Origin of the sequence: Rothia sp. HMSC072B03, from assembly GCF_001809565.1 — a bacterium.
GTDB lineage: Bacteria > Actinomycetota > Actinomycetes > Actinomycetales > Micrococcaceae > Rothia > Rothia mucilaginosa_A.
Genome location: NZ_KV797968.1, coordinates 190210 through 212432 on the forward strand (window position 1 = coordinate 190210; position 22223 = coordinate 212432).

The window sequence follows — 22223 nt, forward strand, 5'->3', positions numbered from 1 at the left end:
GCCCCTCGACCAGTACTGGGCAGGCCCCTTCAAGGTCGGCGAGTGGAACTCCTCCTCCAAGGTGCTCACCGTCGTCCGCAACGACAAGTGGTGGGGCCAGAAGCCCGCCCTCGAGCGCATCACCTGGCGTGAAATGAGCTCCCAGGCAGAGCAGGCAGCCTACAAGAACAACGAAATCGACTACGTGGACGCCAGCACCCTCAGCTCCTACAACGAGCTCTCCGGCGTGGCAAACACCGACATCCGCAAGGGTAGCGCTCTCAGCGTGGGCAACTACGAAATCAACCCCGAAAAGGTGCCCCTGCCCGTCCGCCGCGCCTTCGTTGCAGCCCTCAACCGTGAGCAGCTGCAGAAGCTGCGCTACGAGAAGCTCGGCTGGAAGGAAACCCTGCCCGGCTCCATGTGCATGCTGCCCATGCAGGAAGGCTACCAGGACAACTACCCGACCAAGCTCGGCAAGGACGTCGCCACCAAGATCCTTGAGGATGCGGGCTACACCAAGTCCGGTGACTACTACACCAAGGACGGCGCTAAGGTCTCCTACCCGGTCATCACCTTCGGTAGCGACCCGGTTGTCAGCTCCACCGCCCAGTTCCTGGTGCAGCAGATGAAGGAGGTCGGCATCGAGCTGACCATCGAGAACCACGGTGCCTCCGAAATGTCGAGTATCATCTCCTCCAAGAACTTCGCGATTAAGACCGGCGGCTACGGCATCACCACCTCCCCGGTGGATGCAGCGAACTACTTCTACATCTCCGAGACCAACAACGGTCACGGTAAGGATCTGGACTCGCTGGCAGCAACCATGATGTCCACCGAGGACCCGAAGGAACAGCTCAAGATCATGAACGAGCTGGAGAAGCGCCACCTGGACGAGGTCGCCATCTACGTGCCCACCCACAACGGCCCGAACTTCAAGGCGTGCCGTAAGGGCCTGGCGAACTACGGCCCGATGCTCTTCGGTCTGCCCTACTACAACCCGAACGTATGGATCAACGTCGGTTGGGAGAAGTAAAAATCTAAGCGTTGAGCACCGCTCACACACTCCATAAGGGGTAAAAGCGCTACAGCGGCGTGTTACAGAAGGATTAAAACCTTCTGGAGCACGCCGCTTTCCCGTTCCTCAGAGATTTGCACGGATATACTTAAAACAAATGTGGGCATTCTGCCCACCCCGGCAGAGACTGTCCTCCCGCCGGGTTGGAGTGCCGGCTACGCACCGTTCGCGCGCCGCCTCCACAACACTGCGAATACTCTAGGAGAAATTCCATGAAGAGCATGTCTGTCTCTCGCCGTACCCTCCTGACCGGCACCGTTGCCCTCGGCACCGTTGGTCTACTGGCCGCCTGCGGCAGCTCGAAGGAAAAGGTGGGCGGTAGTGCCGCTAACAACGCCGAAGACATTCTGAAGAACCTTCAGGTCAACAAGCAGGACCGCTCCTCCCTCAAGCAGGGCGGCACCCTGACCCTCGCGGCTACCGCCCTGGGCCCGAACTTCAACCTGCAGACCCAGAGCGGCTACACCTCCAGCAACCTGGATGCCCTGGCACCCTGCAACATTCCCGCCGTGATGGGCTTCTACACCATGAGCCCCGACGGCGAAGGTACCCTCAACCCCGAGTTCTGCACCGAACACAAGACTGAAACCGTCGACGGTGTGCAGACCGCAACCTTCAAGATCAACCCCAAGGCAGTCTTCAACGACGGCACCCCCATCGACGTGAACGCTGTTCGCGCCATGTGGAAGGTCTACAGCGCAGTCACCGACAACCCCTACCACATCACCGATAACCAGATGTGGCAGCAGGTGGAAAGCATCGAGGCTGTTGACGGCGACGACCGCCACGTCAAGGTCACCATGAAGACCCCGTACTACCCCTCCGAGGGTCTGTGCGCCTTCGCAATCCACCCTGCCCTGGAAGACGTCAACCTCTTCAATGACGGCTTTGTCGACAAGCCCCTCGACCAGTACTGGGCAGGCCCCTTCAAGATTGGTGAGTGGAACTCCTCCCAGAAGGTGCTCACCCTGGTCAAGAACGACAAGTGGTGGGGCGAGAAGCCGGTGCTGGATCGTATCGTCTGGCGTCAGATGGACTCCGAAGCAATCCGTGCAAGCTTCAAGAACGGCGAACTGGACGCGTTCACCTTCGTGGGTGCAACCAGCTACAACGCTGTGAAGGGTCAGGCAGGCACCGAGATTCGCCAGAGCCAGAACACCAACGTCAACATTATTCAGCTGAACCCCAAGCGCATCGAGGACCTGGCACTGCGCCGCGCAATCCTTGCTTCTGTGGACCGCGAGCAGATCGCTAAGGCATACTTCTCGCAGCTCGGCTGGACCGAGCCGCTGCCCGGCTCCATCATCGCAATGCCGTTCCAGAAGGGCTACCAGAACAACTACGAGGGTGAGTCCGGCGCCCAGGCAGCCGCCAAGATTCTGGAGGCCGCAGGCTACTCCAAGTCCGGCGACTACTACGCTAAGGGCGGCAAGACTGCCAGCTTCGCCATGACCTCCTTCGGTTCCGAGGCTGTCTACCAGGCTGTCTACCAGATCCTGGAGCAGCAGCTGAAGTCTGCAGGTATCCGCCTGACCTCCGACAACCAGCCGCAGTCGAACTCCAACTCCGTGCTCGGCCAGAAGAGCTACGAAGCAATCTTCACCGGTTGGGGCGTTCTGCCCGACCTGGCATCCTCGGCACCCTACTTCTTCACCACCGAGGTGTTCGGAGTCGGTGACCCCGAGGTTGATAAGCTCATCGAGAAGCTGCAGAACACCGAGAACGAGGACGAGCGCATCAAGATCGCCAACGAGGCGGAGAAGCTCTACTACGAGAAGGTCGCTGTGTACCTGCCCTACGGTAACGGCCCGATGTACGCCGCTGTGAAGGCAAAGGTTGCAAACTACGGTCCGTCCCTGTTCAAGCAGAGCTACACCAGCGCTGACTACTGGGTCAACGTTGGCTGGCAGGAATAGAGTAGGCGAAAGCAATACTGCTTTCGGTAATGCTTTAGCCGTCCTATAGGACAATAAAATCCCGGGTACTCTCACAAGAGAGTGCCCGGGATTTTTCTGTGCCTTCTAAGTTTCTGCGTCCTCTAGCGGGATATGTAATTACAAAAACGAGGGGGAGGGGAGCGCCGCCGTGACCGGTTGCTACCACTCGCCCAGATACAGGGCGCGCTCCTGCAGGTACCTCAACAGGTTCGGGTTCTGCCGCAGGTAGAAGATGCGGTAAATGCCGCCTCCAGCGACGATAAAAGCCAGCGGGAAACCCAAAATCACGAGCACACGGCTCATATTGGCGGACAGATCAAAAGGATCACCGCTGGTCGCCACCAACACAATCCACAGAGAATAGCCCACGCAGGCCAGCACAGTACCCCACATGCCGCGCACCAGCCAACTCACCAGAGTCACCGCAATGACCCACGCCAGCGCCAAGGTGAACTGGTGCCGCTCCGCGTGAGCCCAGGGGAGAGCCCCCACGTAGATAATTGCGGGGATGCCCAGGTAACCGGGGATATTCAGCGAGGCAAGAATATTTACGCAAAAATAGCCTAGAAAGATAGCGCTCAACGACGAGGAAAGGAAAAGGTGCAGGGGTATCGTGCCGTCGCCGCTATAGGCTGCGGTGGGGCCTGCATACACGGTGTCAAACATGAGGGTCAGCGGAGTCATCATGTATTCAATCCAGACCACCAGCGCAAACGCACCGAAAATGCCGAGAGCCTGCATCAGCGCAATCAGCCGCGAGCGCGCATCCCGAGGAATGGTGAAGCTTTGACCCTTCGCCTTGACGCCGCAGAGGTGAACGACAGCCACCATTGCCGCGATGCACAGTACCCAGCGCAAGAGGACCCCCGGCAGCTCAGGAAGGCCACCGTAGGACCCCGTAGCGGGGTCACCCCAGGCTCCGGGGAGCAGCGTAATAGCGTGAGTACCCTCGGGGAGGCTGGTGGAGGAAGCAAGCCGGTGCGGCTCGTAGATAACCCACCACAGAAGGCACGCGGGAATCAGCGCGGAGAGCCTACGCAACAGAACCGGGAACGGCGCGGACTCGTAGACGAGCGCCTCAAGATTGAGCCGGCGCATCAGCCGTCGAACAGGAGAAAGAGCATGCAACTCTTTTTGCTGCTCTTCCCACACCGCAGTATCAGAAGACATCTTTGTACTCCCTACCACACTAGAAAATCCTGATTGAGTTATTTCACATTATCAGAAATACCCCCCCGGCTAGTGGGTATGCCTGCATTAGAGCTCACCGAATATCGGGGTATAAGAAAAGGGGGCCCCACCACAATGGTGGGGCCCCTTAGAGCCTCAGAAAGCGAACTACTTAGTGGTCACCTTCAGGACGGTGCTCAGGTTCTGGTGAGCAACGCCCGGCAGGCCCTTCACCTCAGCAAACTTGCGGGTGTTGGTGACAATCACCGGGGTAATCAGCGGGTAACCCGCCTCCTTGATGACCTCGGGATCGAACTCAATCAGAGTGTCGCCGGCGGCAACAACATCGCCCTTGGCAACCTTTACACTGAAACCCTTACCGTCAAGGTTCACGGTATCCAGACCAACGTGAATCAGCAGCTCAATGCCGTTCTCCAGCTTCAGGCCCACAGCGTGGCCCGAGGGGTAGGTTGCGGCAACCTTACCGGCTGCGGGAGCAGCAACAGTGGTACCGGTCGGCTCAATCGCCACACCCTCGCCCAGCTTGCCAGCCGCGAAAATCGGGTCCGGAACATCGGCCAGAGCAACGGCGGTACCCTCAATCGGGGCGTGCAGCTCAATGACCTCACCGGCTGCAGCGGGAGCCGCGGCGGCGGCCTCAGCCTTGGGAGCCTCCTCGGCCTTCTTCTCTACCTTCTTCTCGGCGGGAGCAGCGGCAGCCTCTTCCTTCGCGCGCTGAGCGGCGTGCTTAGCGGCGTCGTCCTTCGACTCGTAACCGAAGACCAGCACACCGGCCATCGCGCCGAAGAAGGCAATAGCCAGGCCAATCACGTACAGGTACGAGGGCTGCATAGCCGGAATCGACAGCAGCGAGGTGAACGCAAAGGCGTAGGACTTAACGCCCAACATCGAAATGGTCGCACCACCGATCACGGCGGGAACCAGAATAATCGGAATCACGCGCTTGTAGCGGAGTACCACACCGTACATGGACGGCTCAGAAATACCGCCCAGCAGACCGGACATCGACGCACCGATAGCGGTCTGGCGTAGCTCGCGGTCCTTCTTGGCGCGGATAGCCACACCGGTCACCAGGCCGAACACGGCGAAGTTGTACGCACCCATGGGGGACTGGATGAAGTCGGTACCCATGGTCTGCAGGTTGTTAATCATCACGGCGTTCAGCGGCCAGTGCAGGCCCAGCGGAACCATGAACAGGTACAGGCCGGCAATCAGGGCGCCCACAACACCGGGAGCCACATCGTTAATCATCTTCAGGAAGTCAGAGATTCCCATAGCCACACCGATACCGATCGGGCCCACCAGGAACACGGTCAGCGGCACCAGGATCATCACCGAAATCATCGGCACGAACACCATCTGCAGCATCGAAGGAATAACCTTCTTCAGGAAGCGCTCAAGCGGAGCCAGCAGAGCAACAGCCAGCAGCGGCGGGAAGACCTGGCCGGTGTAGCTGAACGCGTACAGCGGCAGATCCAGACCGAAGAACGGAACGTTCAGAACCTTGGTTGCGGGATCAGCCAGAGCGGTCAGATCGGTGAAGGTACCGGTCATCAGCGCAGCGGGGATAGCCGCACCAACCCACATGTTCGCGCCCAGACGCTTAGCAGCGGTAGCACCCAGCATAATGGGCATGAAGTTCAGCACCGACAGCGAAGCAGCCTTCAGGATGTACCAGAAAGCAAACTGATGCATCCACTGGTTGTTCAGAGCGGTAGCGGCTTCCTTATCAGCCACGCGAGCACCGTTGACGATGTCCACGTTCACAACCTGACCGGTCAGGTCGGTGTACTGGCCGAAGAAGCCCAGCTGCTGCAGGAACACGATGAGGGTCAGAATCATCGAGGTACCCAGCAGGGCCCACAGCAGCGGACGGAAGGAGTCAGACAGAACGTCGAAGACGTTGGTGAGCCACCCGGCCTTCTTGCCGTTAGACTCTGCCGGAGCCTCGCTCTCAGCCTGCTTCGACATGGAGGGCAGCGCGTTAATCTCGTTGTACACGGCCTCAACACGGTCACCCAGCACCACCTGGGTCTGGCCGGACTGCTCAATCACGGTGAGCACGCCGGGCAGGGACTTAATCTTCTCGTTCTGCACGGCCTCGTTCGACACGGGGGTCACACGCAGGCGGGTCGCGCAGTGCGTCATGTGCGAGATGTTCTCGGGGCCGCCGAGGCCGTCGAGAATCTTCTCGCCAAGTTCGCGGTTGTTCACGATACTTCCTTAGATATGCGGTCAAAGTCTATGCACAGGGTGAAATCTGGACGGCCGGGTGGGGGTGGGAAAACAGCCGCGCTACGCGCAAAAGCTTCCCAAAAACACAAAAGACCCGAGCGCTCTCAACCTACGGTCGGGACGGATGCCCCGTACGGGTACAGCGATACGGCGCGACCACCGGCTACGCGCCGGAAGCTACACTACCGCTATGGTGTTGAGTCACTCAGGTCTTGCCTGCCAATCCAGTAACAATCCTGTTCAAGAGAGGGATACCCCTTCTCAATAGTTCCCTGTAACTTTAAGGGTTTTCCCAGGTTCAGGGCAAGATGGATACAGGAAACTCCCAGAAGCTGTTAAAAATTTCCGCAAATGGATGCGACCCCCGGGCGGGTCATTCGGGCGAGCCAACCGACGGATAAAGACACAACGCACGGAGGGCCCCGCATCCTCGAAACGAGAATACGGGGCCCTCCAAAAAGTCCCAGCCGGGGCTATCCCGGGTAGGGGCAACGAACTACTTCGCGGCCTTCTTCGGGACGAAGCTCAGCGAGGCCACCTCAAGATCGGGGTAGTGGCGCTTCTGCCAGCGGCGGTTGCGATGCGCATTCACCTCAATCAGAGCCGCACCCAGGGCACCGGCACCAATTGCGGTCCACAGCAGGTGCGGGGCCACCTCGGTGAACTGGTGGTACTCCACCAGGATCGGCACGAACAGCGCCGCAAAGAACACCGCCAGCAGCGCACCGAAGAGCAGCACGCGGGCGCGGTTCAGCGGGCGGGCCACCGCGGCCAGGTTCCACAGGCCCATCATGACCAGGGTAATGAACGAAGCTGTCTGCACCTGGCGGATATCGCCGATGTGCATCCACAGCGAAGTGGCCGTCACCAGTAGCAGCATGGCCACTACAATAATCGAGTTCGGAACCGTGTAGTTCAGCACGCGGCGCAGGAAGCCCGGCACGTAGCGGCGCGAGTTCGGCAGTAGGGTCAACGCGAAGGAAGACGCACCCACAATCAGGAAGTCAGCGGTCGAGTACTGGCGCGGCAGGAAGGGGAACACCCAGCCGAACAGACCAAACACCACGCCCAGCAGAATCGCGAAACCGGTCTTCGTCAGGAACAGGTTCGCCACCATCTCAATGTTCGTGATGACCTGGCGGCCCTGCTCCAGGGCGGCCGGCAGAGACGAGAACTTACCGTCCAGCAGCACCAGGCGAGAGACAGCCTTCGTCGCCGGGGCAGCGTTACCCATCGCGATACCCAAGTTTGCGTGCTTGAGCGCCAGCGCGTCGTTAATACCGTCACCGGTCATCGCCACCACGTGGCCGCGCTCCTTCAGCGCAATGACCATGTTCTTCTTCTGCTCGGGCGAGACACGACCGAAAATATTGTGGGTCGCGGCAGCCTCGGCAAGCTCCGGGCCGTCCTCGGGCAGGGTAGAGGCATCAACCGCGCCGGCGGAGGTGTCCATACCCGCAGTCTTTGCGGCGGCGGCAACCGTGAACGGGTTATCACCCGAGAAGACCTTCAGTGTCACACCCTGACGGTGGAAATACTCCACAATCTCCGGGGCGTCCGCGCGCACGTTCTCGCGGAAAATCACGAACAGAACCGGGGTAGCGTCCGCCGGAATCTTCTGGACGGGCTCACCCTTCTCGTTACGCACCACGGCCGCGGCATGGGCCAGCACCATCGTGCGCAGACCCAGAGCCGCTAGCTCGGCGGCGCGCTCGCGCTCGGGGGTGCCCTTGGCGAGCAGCGCCTCCGGGGCGCCCAGCAGCCAGGCCCCCGAATCCTTAAACTCAATCGCGCTAAAACGCAGCGCCGACGAGAACGGCACGATGCCGCTGACGGTAGCCGAGGAAGCCTGCGGGAAGCCGCCGGTCAGCGCTGCGGCGGTCGGATTCGCGTTCTCATCGTGGCCGAACCACGACAGCGCCTCGTTCCAGTCGGTCGGCAGGGAGGCACGCCAGGAGGTGTTTTCGGCAGAGTCGACGTCGGGGCCCTCAGCCACCGCCTCGGTGGTCAGGGGACGCACCGAATCAAAAATCACGCCACCCTCGGTGAGAGTACCGGTCTTATCGAAGCAGACCACATCCACACGAGCCAGAACCTCAACCGCAGGCTGCTCCTGCACCAGGATATTGTGCTTGCGGCCCAGAGCCACGGCTGCCGCGGCGAAGGCCAGGGTGGTCATCAGCGCCAGGCCCTGCGGAATCATCGAAGCCACCGAAGAGACCACGGCGATAGACACCTGCTCCCACATGTGGTTCTGCTCCACGGCCTCCAGGCCACCGGCGGCGCGAATCTGACCCCACAGCACCACCGGAATAATGACGGCCAGACCAATCGTAATCCAGCGGACCACGAGGTTCAGGGCATCGCGCAACTCAGACTGGATACGCGAGAACTGGCGCGCCTCGTCGGAAATCTTGCTGGCTCGCGAGTTCGCACCCACGTGAGAGAGCAACACGCGACCGGTACCACCGAGTACGCTCGAGGCCGAGAGCACCATGTCGCCCGGGCGCTTAGCAATCGGGTCGTTCTCGCCGGTCAGCAGGGATTCGTCCAGCTCCAGCGAATCGGAGGTGAGCACCACGGCATCGGCGGGCACCTGATCGCCGCGCTTGAGGACCACCACGTCGCCCTCCACCAGCTGCTCCATGGGAACCTCGACGGTCTTGCCATCGCGCACAGCGGTTGCGGGGGAGCGGTCCAGCAGGGAGATGCGGTCCAGCTCAAGCTTCGCCTTGTACTCCTGCACGAAACCGATGACCACGTTAGCGATAACAGCCCCCAGGAAGAGGAGATCCGCCCAACGCTGGTACATAATCACCACGGCACCACAGGCGCCCAACACAAAGTTGAAGACCGTGAACAGGTGCGCACGCATAATGCTCCACAGCGTGCGAGAAGACTTCGTGTTCTGGGTATTGACCTTACCCTCAGCCGTCAGGCGTGCAACGTCATCGCTGGTGAGGCCGTGCTGGGCGATATCAAAGGAGCCGCTATGCGGTGTTTCAGAATATTCGGGAATGTAGCCGGCAACGGCAGGCGCTGCCGTTTTCTGCTGAGGATCCATGCGGGGGTCTCTTTCTCGAATGGATGGAATGCTGAACTGAATAGAGTTCAGTATTGCGGACACTACCTTTCAGTGTATCCGTGCAGGAGGGGATAAAGATAATCTCCGCCCTGTAATGAACTGATATTTATAGCCATTCCAGAACGGAGATTTAATATATGCGAATACTGGCATATTTTGAGGTGGAAAGTGTTTGCGGATGGTTCGCTAACGCCCCGTAAAATCAGCGCGCTAGCAGACTCAGTGCGCTAGCAGACTCAGCGCTCCGGCAGAATCAACAAACGATTCGTCACCGGATGCCTCAACACCTCAATCGGATGCTGATACACCTCAGACAACAACTCCGCCGAACACACCTGCTCAGGGGCGCCCGAAGCAACCACCTCACCACCACGCAACAACACCATACGGTCAGAATACGCAGCCGCCACATCCAAGTCATGAAGCACCGTCAACACTGCAGCACCCTCAGCAGCCAACTCACGGCTCACCCGCAACGTCTGCTCCTGATGCGTAATATCCAACGCCGCAGTCGGCTCATCCAAAAGAATCAGCGGAGTCTGCTGAGCAAACACACGCGCCAAATGCGCACGGCCACTCTCACCACCGGACAGAGTCGTAATATCGCGATCCGACAAGTGAGTCACCGACGTACGCTCCATCATCGAAGCAACCACGGAGTCATCCTCTTCAGCGCGCTCCGTACCCTTCCACGGGGTGCGGCCCATCTGAACCACCTCATGCACCGTGTACGAAAACGCCACATTCAACTTCTGCAACAGCATCGCACGCTGACGCGCCATCTGACGGGCAGGAATAGAACCCAGCGGGGTGCCATCCAACAGAATCTCACCGCCACTGGGAGCAATATCACCAGCAATCACACCCAACAGAGTTGACTTACCGGCACCATTGGGGCCAATCAGCGACACAACCTCGCCCGCAGCAACAGACAGAGACACATCATTCAAAATCTGACGCCCACCAGCGTTAAAACACACACCGGACAGGCTCAACAACTCACTCACGAAGCACCTCCGCCCTGGCCCAGGGAACGACGCAACAACACGAAGAACGTCGGGCCGCCCACCAAAGCCGTAAAAATACCAATCGGCAAATCAGCAAAAGGCACCAGCGTACGCGCACCCAAATCAGACAGCGCAATCAACAGTGCGCCACCCAATGCCGAAGCCGGCAACAACACACGATTCGACGGACCCAAAATCATGCGCAACAGGTGAGGAATAATCAGACCAATAAACGCAATAATGCCCGCATACGCCACCGCAGCACCCGTCAACAAAGCCGTCGCCGCAATAGACACCGCACGTAGGCGCTCCACGTTCACACCCGAATGCTGCGCTGCACGCTCACCCAACGCCAGAACATCCAGCGAAGAAGCCATCACAAAACACGCTACCAAGCCAATCAGAATAACCGGCCATACGCTCGCCACAGCCTTCCACGTGGAACCGTTCAGCGAACCCATCTGCCAGAACACAATCTGATCGCGGCTCGTCGTATCAGCAATAAACATGAGGAACGCAATAATCGCATTCGCCACCGCAGTCACCGCAATACCCGTCAAAATCATCGACAGGACCTTCGCACGACCCGAAGAACGCGACAGGAAATACACCAGCGCAGTAGCCGCCAACGCACCCACAAACGCGAATGCAGGAGTCGTGAAAATACCGAAGAACTGCAGGTTCAACACAATCGACAAACACGCGCCAACCGCCGCACCCGAGGAAACACCAATCACGCCCGGCTCAGCCAACGGGTTACCAAACACCGACTGCATCACCGCGCCGGAAGTACCCAAAGCGGCACCCACCAGCACACCCAACAGCACACGCGGGAAACGGATATTCCACAGAGTGCTATCCGCCAGCTGCATCGCCGGGTTCTCCGGCGCAAGGCCCAGACGGCGGCCCACTGAAGCAACCACCTGATCAATCGGGATATTGTACTGACCCAAACCCGCAGACAGCACCATCACAACGCACAGTGCCACCGCCAAAAACGTAAACGTCAGACCGGCACGACGCCGACGCGACGCACGATAATCCCGCGCACCCGCCGCACTTTTCACGGCAACCACTACTGGCCCCCCGCAGGAGTCGAGTACGCAGCCTTAGCCAGCGACAAAAGCACCGCCGGAGTATTCGGGCCATAGGACAGAATCTGGCCGTCACCCATATCGATAATGCGCTTATTCTTACCGGCAGTCGTCTCACTCACACCCGGGCGAGCCAAGAAACCATCCAAACCGCCGGTGGATTTAATGCCGCCGCTCATGGTCAGAATGACGTCCGGGTTCAGCTTCACCAGCGCCTCACTGGTCGCCGGAATAATATTCGTCGCGTTCTGCTCAGACGCCACATCTCTACCGCCAATAGCCTGAATCAAATCGTCAGCGCCCGAACCCTTGCCGAGCACGAAGAACACGCCAGCGGTACCGCGCACGTACAAGAACGCGAACGACACCTGCTGTGCACCCTTCGGGGCAACGTCCTTGAGCACCTGCAGGGCATAATCCAGGTCCTTCTGCACGCGGGCAGCAACCTGCTCGCCCGCCTCCGGAACACCCAGCGCCTGCGCAACAGCCTTGAGCTGCGGAATGATCTTATCCATACGACGCTCATGATCGAAGACCACCACGGTCACGCCCGCAGCGCGCAACTGGTCCACAATCTCAATCGGGCCGTTGCTCTTATCCCACAGCACCAGGTCCGGGGAGGTCGCCAGAATCGCTTCAGCGTTCAGGTCATGACCGTTCTGGGTCACCAGCGGCAGGTGAGCCAGCGACTGCTCCGTCGAGGAGGTGACACGGCCAACCAGACGACCGCCCAGACCCAGCGCAATCATCTGCTGAGCCAGAGTGCCGTACAGGTCCAGTGCCAGCACACGGTCAGCGGACTTAACGGTCACCTCGGTGCCGTTGAAATCCTTGAACGTCACGGGGAAAGCCGGAGTGGGGGTATCGACCATCGGCTGAATTTCGGGGGTATCTGCGGCGCTATTGGGGCCGCGCAGAGCCTTCTGATCAGGGGCAATGGAAGAACGCAGCTGATCGGCAAGGTTCTCCAAAACGGTGCGGGTGCTCTGCTCATCCACCACAGCCTGCGAAGTGCTTGAAGAAGCGGCCGGGTTCTGAGTACCCACACCGCAAGAGCTCAGCAGAAAAGCGGAAGTGATGGAGAACGCCGCATACTTCATTGCATCGCGGCGGTTCAGGGCAGAAGAAGAAAGGGAAGAAAACATCGTCGTCTCACAGAAAAAAGGGAGTTAGAAAAACTGGGGTAGGCGCCGGGGTAAAACCTGGCACCTGAAGCGGGGGTGCAGTGAAAATCTGCCCCCCCGCACGGACCGTGTCGGCTCACCGGTGAACCTCATGGTTGAGTTTCACGGGTGAGCCGACAGTGTGGGCATCCTCGTGAGGTGCCGTTATGCCTTCTTGCGGCGGCGAGTGTACACGACGGTACCCGCACCGGCTGCAACAGCGATGAAGCCTGCAACCAGGGTGCCCTCAACACCGGAGGCGCCGGTGGAAGCCAGAGGCTTGCCGGTGATCGGGTCGCAACCCTCACCCTCGTAGACGGTTTCGGACACGGTCTTGGTGGTGGTCTTCGCGCCGTTAATCGCCGCGGAGAAGCTCAGCGGAGCCATGTCCTTACCGGCGTCGTAGAAGCCAGCGAACGCCTTCGCGCCCTCAGCGGTCAGGGTGGTTGCCGCACCGTTGACGCTCACAGCGTCAGCGGAGCTCTGCAGACCCGAAAGATCCACCTTCAGCAGTGCCACCTCACCGTAGTTAGTTGCCTTGCCGGAGGGGTCATTGCTGTTCATGGTCGCGTAGAGAGTACCGGAATTGCCGTTAATCTCAAGGCGCGGGTTCGCAATGGTGGTGTCCAGAATGCCGTGGTGACCGGTGAAACGAACCGAACCGCTGAAGGAGATGGAACCCTTACCACCCTTGAAGGTGCCGGTGCCGTTAGACCAGTTGAACGCATCCGAAGAGTAGGAGGTGCCGTTCAGCTCCCAGCTACCGTTTGCGATTCCGCCGCGCACGTAGTTGCGGAAGGAATCGCGCACGCCCCAGCCAAGGTTTGCGCTCTTAATGGTGCCGTCGGATGCGCCCTGCTCCTGCACCTCGCGGGTGCGGGTGACGGGTACGCAGACAGGCTGTGCCGGGTTGTTGCTGACAGAACCGTTCGAGGAAGAACTGCCGTTAGAAACGCTGCCGGAGGTGCCTGCCGAACCATTAGAACCGGAGCCGTTAGCGCCGGAGTTACCGGAGGAGTTCGAGGAGCTGTTATCGGAGGAGCCGTTCTCAGAACCCTTGTTATCGGAGGACTTGCTCTCAGAGACGCGGGGAACCTCAACGGTGTTCTCCGCGGTCTGTTCGCTGAGCTTTACGGAGAAGCTCAGCGGCGCCATGGCGTTGTCGGCACCGCGGTACTGGCCCGCGAAGAGCACCTCGGAACCTTCAGCGGTGAGCGCGACTGCCGCGTTCTGTGCGGAGAAAATGCCGTCCTTCACGCTCGCGCCGGAGAGGTCCACCTCGGCGATAGCCAGGCCGGTCTTAGAGACGGACTTACCGTCGCGGGTCAGCGCGTCCACGTCAGCGACCAGGGTGCCCTTGCCGTTGACGACGACCAGGCGCATGTTCTTGATGGTGCTCTTGAGCTGACCGTTGTGGCCGGTGAACTCTGCGGTGCCCGCGAAGTTGATCTGACCGGTCTTGGTCTCGGGGTTGTACACGCCGGATGCCTGAGTGTACTTGAAGCCGCCAGCCGCGGTCTTCTCCATGCCCTCAACGTTCACGGAGCCGTGCGCGAAGCCGGTCAGGTACTTCAGGAAGGACTCGCGGATATCCCAGCTGAGGGTGCCGGACTCGACGACGTTGCCGGTGACCTTTTCTTCACGCTTGGGCTCGGTGGTTGCGGCGGGGGAGGAGGGTGCCGCGGAGGTGGGGGCTGCGCTCGGCGCTGCAGAAGTGGGCTCGGCGGGCTTGGGCGACTCGCTGGTCGGCGCGGAGGAGGGCTCGCTGCTGGGCGCAGCAGTCGGCTCTGCGGTCGGCGCAACAGTCGGCTCGGCGCTGGGTTCAGTGCTGGGCTCAGGGCTCGGCGCGGGTGCTTCCTTGGTCACGATGGTTGCGGAGAAGCCGAGCGCATCCAGCTCCTGACCTGCCTTGTAGAAGCCCGCGAAGGCGCCGGTTGCCTCTTCGGAAAGCTTGACGCGGGTGCCGTTTTCCTCGTCAACGCTGGGCAGGGTGATGGTGTTACCCTCAACCTTCAGGCCGGAGGCGTTGAAAGTGCCGAGGGTCATGTTCTTGGTTTCGACCAGGTCGTTCGGGGTGGTGTTGCCGTTGTAGGGGCGTGACTGAACGTTGGCGCGCACGGTGCCCACGCCGTCCTTAATGGTGACGGAGAGGTCGGAGATGATGACTTCCAGCAGACCGTGGTGTGCGGTGTAGTGAATCGAGGAGCCGGTGAAGGTGACCGAGTATTCGCCGTTGGCTACGGTGCCTTCGGCGGAGGTGAAGTGGTAGGAGCCGTCTTCGTTGGTGGTGACGCCGGTCAGTTCCTGGGAGCCCTGGGAGAAGGGACCGTTGATGTAGGAGCGGAAGGACTTCTTCAGGCCCCAGTTGACGGTGACGTCCTGCAGGCTCTGCTCTGAGGCTGCGGTTACCTCACTGGCGCTGACGTGGGAGTTGGTTTCAGCCGCGAAGGCCGCGGGTACGCCGGCGACGCCGCTGAGGCCGATGGTTGCCGAAGCCAAGAACGCCCAAGTGCGCTTGGTGAGAGAGGGGGTAGACATTCGGTGTCTCCTTGGATTCTGTGATTGTGGTGTTCGTATCAAGTCTAGTCCTATTAGCCTATGTTTGTGTAACTTAATGCCTAGGGTGACTTGTGCATAAGGTTTACCTTAGCAAATTTTTTGTGAGAGCTATTGTCAAAACCGGTTTTTGGTGACAATATGTCATTAACAGGTTTTGGTGACATCGTGTCACTAAAATATTTATTGTTCACCCACAAGCCACTTTAGGAACTCACCATGACTATTACCGCCCCCGAAACCACCCAGGAACGCTTCTCCGCACGCCTGAAGGAAAGCACCAAGCACGTCCACGACAACGCCGAACACTCCACCTTCATGGAAGACCTCATGGGCGGCTCTCTCAACACCGAGGCATACCTGCGCCTCATCAACCAGTACGTGCACATCTACGAAGCACTCGAAGCAGTCTCCGAACACTACCGCGCAGAACCCAGCCCCATCACCGAACCCTTCACCCACCCGGGCCTCGACCGCGCAGAATACATCCGTGCAGACATCCGCGCACTCGGCCAGGATGGCGACATCGACGCGCCCCTGCCCGCAACCGCAGAATACGTAGAGCGCATCCGCGCCACCATCAACTCCCCCGAACGCTACCTCGCACACCACTACCTGCGCTACCTCGGCGACCTCTCCGGCGGCCAGGCAGTCGCAGCGCTCGTCAACCGCCACTACGGCATCCCCGCCGAAGCGCTGAGCATGTACCGCTTCACCGAACTGCCCAAGCCTAAGGTCTTCAAGGACGGCTACCGCGAACTGCTCGACAACGCACCCCTGACCGACGAGCAGCGTGAAGCCCTCATCGAAGAGTGCATCGAAGGCTTCCGCATCAACGCCTCCCTGTTCGCGCAGCTGGGCCGCAAGGTCGCCGAGGCATAAACCCAGAACGCGCATCAACAGAACGCCTCAACGCACAACCTCTCACCGCTCAATGCACAAGCCCGCGGGCATAACAAAAGGGGCGGATGCTTTCACAAGCATCCGCCCCTTTCGGCGTTAGTCTCAAACTAGTCGAAGACTAGCCCTTCGCAACCTCACCGAAGTAAGAAGCGAGAGTACCCTCGTGAGCTGCACGCAGCTCATCCAGGTCAATGGAAACCTCATCCTGGAAGTCCAGAGCGTTCGACTCAGCATCCACCACGCCGATACGGGCGAAGGGGAACTGGCGAGCGGTGCACATATCCTTGAAACGCACCTCTTCCGAACGCGGAACCGAAACCACAACGCGGCCCAGGGACTCCGAGAACAGCAGGGTGAACAGGTCCAGACCGTCACGCTCAGCAACCTCACCCAGACCAATGCGGGCACCGGTGTTGAAGCGCAGGCAGGCCTCCACCAGAGCGGTAGCCAGACCACCGGCAGACACGTCGTGAGCGGCATCAATCATACCGTCGCGAGACATGTTCACCAGCATGTCGCCGAGCTGACGCTCCAGAGCCAGATCAACCTTCGGCGGCTGACCGCCCAGGTGGCCCTTGAAACGAGCCCACTCGGAGCCGTCCAGCTCATCGCGGGTGGTGCCCAGCAGATAGATGGCCTGGCCATCGTGCTCGGGAGCCCAACCCGACGGGGTGCGGCGGGTGACGTCATCCATCACACCCATCATCGCCACCACGGGGGTCGGGTTAATAGCCTTACCACCGGTCTGGTTGTACAGGGACACGTTACCGCCGGTCACCGGAACACCCAGCTCCATGCAGCCATCAGCCAGGCCTCGAACAGCCTCGGCGAACTGCCACATGACGTCCGGATCCTCGGGGGAACCGAAGTTCAGGCAGTCAGACACAGCCACGGGGCGTGCACCAACGGTAGCCACGTTGCGGTACGCCTCAGCCAGGGATGCGCGGGCGCCCTCGTACGGGTCCAGGTAGGTGAAGCGCGGGGAGGCATCGGTAGCCAGGGCAACACCCAGGTTGGTGTTCTCGTCCACGCGAACCACGCCGCCGTCATCCGGCATGGACAGGGCGGTGTTGCCCTGAACGTAGCGGTCGTACTGGTTGGTGATCCAGGACTTGGAGCACATGTTCGGGGACGCCATGAACGCCTTGATTGCCTCGCCCAGCTCCTCACCACGCGGGCGGGAGTCGTCAGCAGCCGAACCGGTGAAGTGGTTAGCCTGGACGTCGTCCTGCCACTCGGGGCGTGCGTAGGGACGCTCGTAGGTGGGGCCGTCGTGTGCGACGGTGCGGGGGTCAACATCCACGATGACCTCGCCGTCCCACTCGATGACCAGGCGGCCGGAGTCGGTCACCTCACCGAGGAAGGAGTACTCCACGCCCCACTTGTTCATGATTGCTTCGAAGCGCTCCACGTTCTCGGGGGAGACAACAGCCATCATGCGTTCCTGAGACTCGGACATCAGAATCTCGCCCGGGGTCAGGGTGGGGTCACGTAGCAGAACCTTGGTCAGGTCGACGTGCATGCCGCCCTCACCGTTAGAAGCCAGCTCGCTGGTTGCGCAGGAAATACCCGCGGCACCCAGGTCCTGGATACCCTCAACCACGGAGCCCTTGAACAGCTCCAGGCAGCACTCAATCAGAACCTTCTCAGCGAAGGGGTCGCCCACCTGAACGGCGGGACGCTTCGAGGGCTTGGTGTCGTCGAAGGACTCCGAAGCCAGCACCGACGCACCGCCGATGCCGTCGCCACCGGTGCGCGCACCGAAGAGGACAACCTTGTTGCCCACACCCGATGCGTTTGCCAGGCGGATGTCCTCGTGACGCATGATGCCCACAGCCAGCGCGTTGACCAGCGGGTTTGCCTGGTAGCAGGAGTCGAACTCAACCTCGCCACCGATGTTCGGCAGGCCCAGGGAGTTACCGTAGCCACCGATACCGGCAACCACGCCACCAACCACGCGAGCGGTGTCGGGGTGATCAATCGCGCCGAAACGCAGCGGATCCATCACAGCAATCGGGCGTGCACCCATGGAAATAATGTCACGCACAATACCGCCCACACCGGTAGCGGCACCCTGGTAGGGCTCCACGTACGAGGGGTGGTTGTGGGACTCAATCTTGAAGGTCACGGCCCAGCCGTCACCAATGTCGGTCACACCGGCGTTCTCACCGATACCGACCATCAGGTCCTTCTTCATCTCTTCGGTGACCTTCGCACCGAACTGCTTCAGATGAACCTTAGAAGACTTGTAGGAGCAGTGCTCGGACCACATGACCGAGTACATTGCCAGCTCAGCCGCGGTGGGGCGGCGGCCCAGAATCTCCTTAATGTCCTCGAACTCGTTCTCCTTCAGGCCCAGCTCGGCCCAGGGGAGTTCGGTGTCCGGGGTTGCCGCCGCGTGCTCGACGGTGTCGAGGTTAAACTGCTTTTCGCTCATAACTTCTTAGAATCCTTGTCGTGCGTTAGCGGGCGTTAATCAGGTTGGAAAGAACCGAGGTGAACACGCCGAGACCATCGGCGCCACCGCGCAGGGACACCGAACCGAAACCGGAGGACGAAGGACCGAAGCCCGGCTCCACAGCGTGCTCCGGGTGCGGCATCAGGCCGACTACGTTACCGCGCTCGTTGGTAATACCGGCAATATCGTTACGGGAACCGTTCGGGTTGAAGCCAACGTAGCGGAACACCACGCGACCCTCAGCCTCCAGGGCCTCCAGGGTCTTAGCATCCGCAACGTACTGGCCGTCCTGGTTCTTCAGCGGAACAACAATCTCCTGGCCGGCAGCGTAGTTGCTGGTCCAGGAGGTGGTGTTGTTCTCAATACGCAGAACCTGGTCACGGCAAATGAACTTGCGGTGATCGTTCTTAATCATCGAACCCGGCAGCAGGTGAGACTCGGTCAGAATCTGAAAACCATTGCAAATACCCAGAACAGGCAGGGGCGAAGAACCGGAGGTACCGGCAGCGTTAGCGGCATCAATCACCGAACGCATCACGGGAGCCTTCGCGGCAATAGCGCCGGCACGCAGGTAGTCACCGTAGGAGAAACCACCGGGAATAATGACGGCATCAACATTCTTCAGATCAGCGTCGTCGTGCCACAGCTCGACGACGGTACCGCCAGCCAGACGGACAGCACGCGCAGCGTCACGGTCATCCAGGGTGCCGGGGAAAGTCACCACGCCAACGCGTGCATCAGCGAAGGCGGGATTCGGGGCGGAAGTAGAAAAGTCGCCAACCAGGGGGACTTCAGTAGGTGCGAGAGACTCTGCCATAGGTACTAGTCCTCCAGAACCGAAACGTTCACGACGTCTTCAATCACGGGGTTGGACAGCAGCTCCTCAGCAGCCTTGCGGGCAGCTGCGAGGTGCTCCTCAGTAGCCTCACCCTCGACGGTCAGCTCGAAGCGCTTGCCCTGGCGAACATCCACGAAGGAATCAACACCGATACGGGGCAGCTCGTGAGAAATAGCCTTACCCTGCGGGTCAAGAATTTCGGGCTTGAGCATAACATCAACAACAATACGGGCCATGTGTGGGCACTCCTTGGGTGCGTGGGTTCTGTATGAGCCGTATCTCATCTTACCGTACTAACGACCGTAACGGGGGTATGCGTCCGGTCGGTGGATACCCTAAGAGGCTCGAATCACGTCTTTTACGCCTCGAGGGGCGGAAGATAGCGTGCGCACACCTCCAGCAGGCGCTCGCGCAGACCAATCGAACGCTCGGACAGCTCACGCTGAATACGCACGTACTCTGCCTTACCCTCGGCCGTCTCCACGGGAATCGGCTCGTAGCCCCACGCACGAATCTCGTAGGGGGCCGCGCGCATGTCCAGCTCACGCGCATCCCAGGCTAGATCGAAGCAATCCATGACCAGGGTTGAATCAACCAGCGGCAGCAGCTTGTACGCCCACTTGTACACGTCCATGTTCGCGTGCAGGCACGCCGGCTGCTCCAACACGCGCTGCGTCTCACGGGTGGGCTGCAGCTCGTTCATCGGCACCGCCTGCGGCATGAAGAAACGGAACGCGTCAAAGTGCGAGCAGCGGATGCGGTGGCTCTCCACCACCCGGTCCGTGCCCTCCGCGCCCAGGCGCAATTCCAAGTAGTCGTGGCGGATATTGTTCTCCACCGACTTGTACGCCATCGCCCACTCGTGCATGCCGAAGCAACCGAACTGGCCCTTCTTCGCGGCCGTATTGCGCAGAATCTCGTGGGTGAAGGCGAGGGCGGTGGCGCGGCGCTCCACGAAGTCGGTGACGTCCACGGTGACGGCGGAGGCCGCTTCCACCTGAGCGCGCGCCACCTCGGGGGTGCAACCCGCCTCGAGGAGTTCCTGTTCGGTGGCCGGTCGGTAGAAGCGCCAGGAGGCGCGCTCGGGGGCGTCCAGCAGAATGACGCCGGCGCCGGGGTGCCAGCGCTTGAACTGGCCGGGCTTGAGCGTGTAGTAGGTGAAGAGGAAGTCCTCCACGGGGTGCACCTCGTGGCGGGCACGACGCTGCGCAAAAGGGTCGGCGTAGCGGCCGGCGCGCACCTCGTGGGCGGTCGCGGCGGCACGCCACTGACGGGCATCCATCATTCGAAGCGTCGTCTGAAGAGTAGTCATTCTTCTAGCCTAAACGATGCCGCAACGAGGTAGTGGACGTAGCAATGTCTATCTAGTTATTAGAAGACCGGGCTTTAAACTCACGTTCAAAATCGACAAACTGTGAGCTATTAATCACCACAGTCCGAAGATATCGGGCAAATTGACCCGTCCCTGCTCGTTCAAGTGCGCGAGGAATATCAATCTCCGTGAACCCCTTAGAGCGAGCGTAGGATTCCTGGAAAAGATAGACCTCCGCAAATAAGGAGGGATGAGCGTATTCGGTGAGCTGCATCAGAAAATCATCCGCACTGAGCGTCTCATAATTTTGAATATTCTGAGCTTCTTCCGTGGAAGCATAATCGAGCAGTTTGCGGTCATCAGTGACTAATGCGTGCATGGCGCCATGTTGGGCAGCGGCATGCACGTGAAGATCGTCCGTATCGGGGAAGGAAACAGGAGCTTCGACAGGAAACCCGGAGATGCATGAGACGCAGGACCTGATGATTTGTTGCTTCCAGTTTTCAAGGACAACGTCGCTTATCGCTGGATTGGCTCGACGAACATGGTAGCCGAACTCATCCATAATTCCACTGGAGACGTGAGGCGTAAAGAACTCGTATTCACTCTTCACCGCCAACAATAAAATCCAATCCCGAAGAGTTTTGGACATCAGAATATTTGTATCCAGCAGAACAGAGTATTTGGAGGCTACCATGCGGGCCCTCCGAGGGCATCAACAAGACCGTGTTCATCCTCGAGCTCCCAGAGCTCTTTGAGAGCTTGCTCCTTCTGAGCAACGGTCTTCTTGAGAAGTCCCTTACGGAAAGCATCAGCATCCTCGGTGCGGATACGGAAGTGGCTACCCACCTTATGCGCCGGGAGGTCACCAGAGCGAATAGCCTTCATGAGTGTCGGGCGTGAAATACCGATACGCTGCGCCGCAATCGTCGTCGTCAAATCGTGAGGGACAACCTGAACATCGATACTTTGCCCGTTAGCCAGGGCATGCAGGACGTGCTGAATGACCTGGTTGAGGGCATCGCCAAGCTGCTGGCTTTCTCGGCCCGAAACGGTCAGCTCAATGGTGGTTTCTTCAGAGTTCTTAAGGATTTCCCGTGCCTCTGCGCGAGCCTGATTGAGGGTATCTTCCTCCAGAGGGGTGGTTAGGGTTGTGGTCATTATCTTCTCCTTGGTGCTGTTGCCGGCAGAGCCAACGTCCGAAGATGCCACGCCGGTGGGGTGTATATCATTCGGTGAGAGGCTCATCCACGGTTGATACAACCCTACCCCTATCTGAAATAACTGTAAAGCATTTCAGTTATTTCACCTGTGCACTGATAAAAGGGAGGGGCGGCGCCGGACCAAACCGGCGCCGCCCCTTACCGAAGCGTACAGCTCGCGAACG

16 protein-coding genes are annotated in these 22223 nt (G+C 59.9%); 3 read left to right on the forward strand and 13 right to left on the reverse strand.

Annotated features, from left to right (window positions below; genetic code table 11):
• The coding region (locus HMPREF2630_RS03055) for an ABC transporter substrate-binding protein (protein WP_246822746.1) at positions 1-1015 on the forward strand (1015 nt) is incomplete at its 5' end.
• A gap of 254 nt (positions 1016-1269) precedes the next feature.
• Positions 1270-2973, forward strand: coding sequence for an ABC transporter family substrate-binding protein (locus tag HMPREF2630_RS03060; RefSeq protein ID WP_070483317.1), 1704 nt, complete (start codon positions 1270-1272; stop codon positions 2971-2973).
• Positions 2974-3153: 180 nt separating this feature from the next.
• Here HMPREF2630_RS03060 and HMPREF2630_RS03065 read toward each other — a convergent pair whose 3' ends face one another.
• The 7 genes from HMPREF2630_RS03065 to HMPREF2630_RS03095 form a co-directional block, all read right to left on the reverse strand.
• Positions 3154-4164, reverse strand: a complete 1011-nt coding sequence (locus HMPREF2630_RS03065) for a dihydrodipicolinate synthase (RefSeq protein ID WP_070483319.1) — start codon at positions 4162-4164, stop codon at positions 3154-3156.
• 168 nt (positions 4165-4332) lie between these two features.
• On the reverse strand, positions 4333-6399 hold the full coding sequence (locus HMPREF2630_RS03070; protein WP_049333958.1) for a glucose PTS transporter subunit IIA: 2067 nt from the start codon (positions 6397-6399) through the stop codon (positions 4333-4335).
• A 517-nt stretch (positions 6400-6916) separates the two neighbouring features.
• Entirely contained in the window at positions 6917-9484 is a 2568-nt protein-coding gene (locus HMPREF2630_RS03075) for an HAD-IC family P-type ATPase (protein WP_070483321.1), read from the reverse strand.
• A 257-nt stretch (positions 9485-9741) separates the two neighbouring features.
• Positions 9742-10512 (reverse strand): heme ABC transporter ATP-binding protein, encoded by a 771-nt coding sequence (locus HMPREF2630_RS03080; RefSeq protein WP_049333960.1) that lies wholly within the window; start codon positions 10510-10512, stop codon positions 9742-9744.
• Positions 10509-11588 (reverse strand): FecCD family ABC transporter permease, encoded by a 1080-nt coding sequence (locus tag HMPREF2630_RS03085; RefSeq protein WP_070483323.1) that lies wholly within the window; start codon positions 11586-11588, stop codon positions 10509-10511. The genes HMPREF2630_RS03080 and HMPREF2630_RS03085 overlap by 4 nt, the downstream gene beginning before the upstream one ends.
• Complete coding sequence (locus HMPREF2630_RS03090; protein WP_049342720.1) at positions 11588-12751, reverse strand: heme/hemin ABC transporter substrate-binding protein; 1164 nt, start codon at positions 12749-12751, stop codon at positions 11588-11590. The genes HMPREF2630_RS03085 and HMPREF2630_RS03090 overlap by 1 nt, the downstream gene beginning before the upstream one ends.
• 183 nt (positions 12752-12934) lie before the next feature.
• Positions 12935-15307, reverse strand: a complete 2373-nt coding sequence (locus HMPREF2630_RS03095; RefSeq protein ID WP_070483326.1) for an HtaA domain-containing protein — start codon at positions 15305-15307, stop codon at positions 12935-12937.
• A gap of 237 nt (positions 15308-15544) precedes the next feature.
• Here HMPREF2630_RS03095 and HMPREF2630_RS03100 point away from each other — a divergent pair, with 237 nt between their 5' ends.
• Entirely contained in the window at positions 15545-16207 is a 663-nt protein-coding gene (locus HMPREF2630_RS03100) for a biliverdin-producing heme oxygenase (RefSeq protein ID WP_049338233.1), read from the forward strand.
• Between the two features lie 139 nt (positions 16208-16346).
• Here HMPREF2630_RS03100 and purL read toward each other — a convergent pair whose 3' ends face one another.
• The 6 genes from purL to HMPREF2630_RS03130 all read right to left on the reverse strand — a co-directional run bounded on the left by purL (position 16347) and on the right by HMPREF2630_RS03130 (position 21997).
• Positions 16347-18665, reverse strand: coding sequence for a phosphoribosylformylglycinamidine synthase subunit PurL (purL, locus tag HMPREF2630_RS03105; RefSeq protein ID WP_070483328.1), 2319 nt, complete (start codon positions 18663-18665; stop codon positions 16347-16349).
• A gap of 25 nt (positions 18666-18690) precedes the next feature.
• Entirely contained in the window at positions 18691-19503 is an 813-nt protein-coding gene (gene purQ / locus HMPREF2630_RS03110) for a phosphoribosylformylglycinamidine synthase subunit PurQ (protein ID WP_049333966.1), read from the reverse strand.
• A gap of 5 nt (positions 19504-19508) precedes the next feature.
• A complete protein-coding gene (gene purS / locus HMPREF2630_RS03115; protein ID WP_005507194.1) occupies positions 19509-19760 on the reverse strand; it encodes a phosphoribosylformylglycinamidine synthase subunit PurS in 252 nt (83 codons plus the stop codon).
• Positions 19761-19882: 122 nt separating this feature from the next.
• Complete coding sequence (locus HMPREF2630_RS03120; protein ID WP_070483330.1) at positions 19883-20836, reverse strand: 3-methyladenine DNA glycosylase; 954 nt, start codon at positions 20834-20836, stop codon at positions 19883-19885.
• 52 nt (positions 20837-20888) lie between these two features.
• The gene (locus HMPREF2630_RS03125) at positions 20889-21533 is read right to left on the reverse strand and encodes a PIN domain-containing protein (RefSeq protein WP_070483332.1); all 645 of its coding nucleotides are present in this window, start codon (positions 21531-21533) and stop codon (positions 20889-20891) included.
• Positions 21527-21997: an excisionase family DNA-binding protein gene (locus HMPREF2630_RS03130; RefSeq protein ID WP_070483334.1), complete on the reverse strand. Its 471-nt coding sequence runs from the start codon at positions 21995-21997 to the stop codon at positions 21527-21529. Before HMPREF2630_RS03130 ends, HMPREF2630_RS03125 begins: the two co-directional genes overlap by 7 nt.
• Positions 21998-22223: the final 226 nt, after the last annotated feature.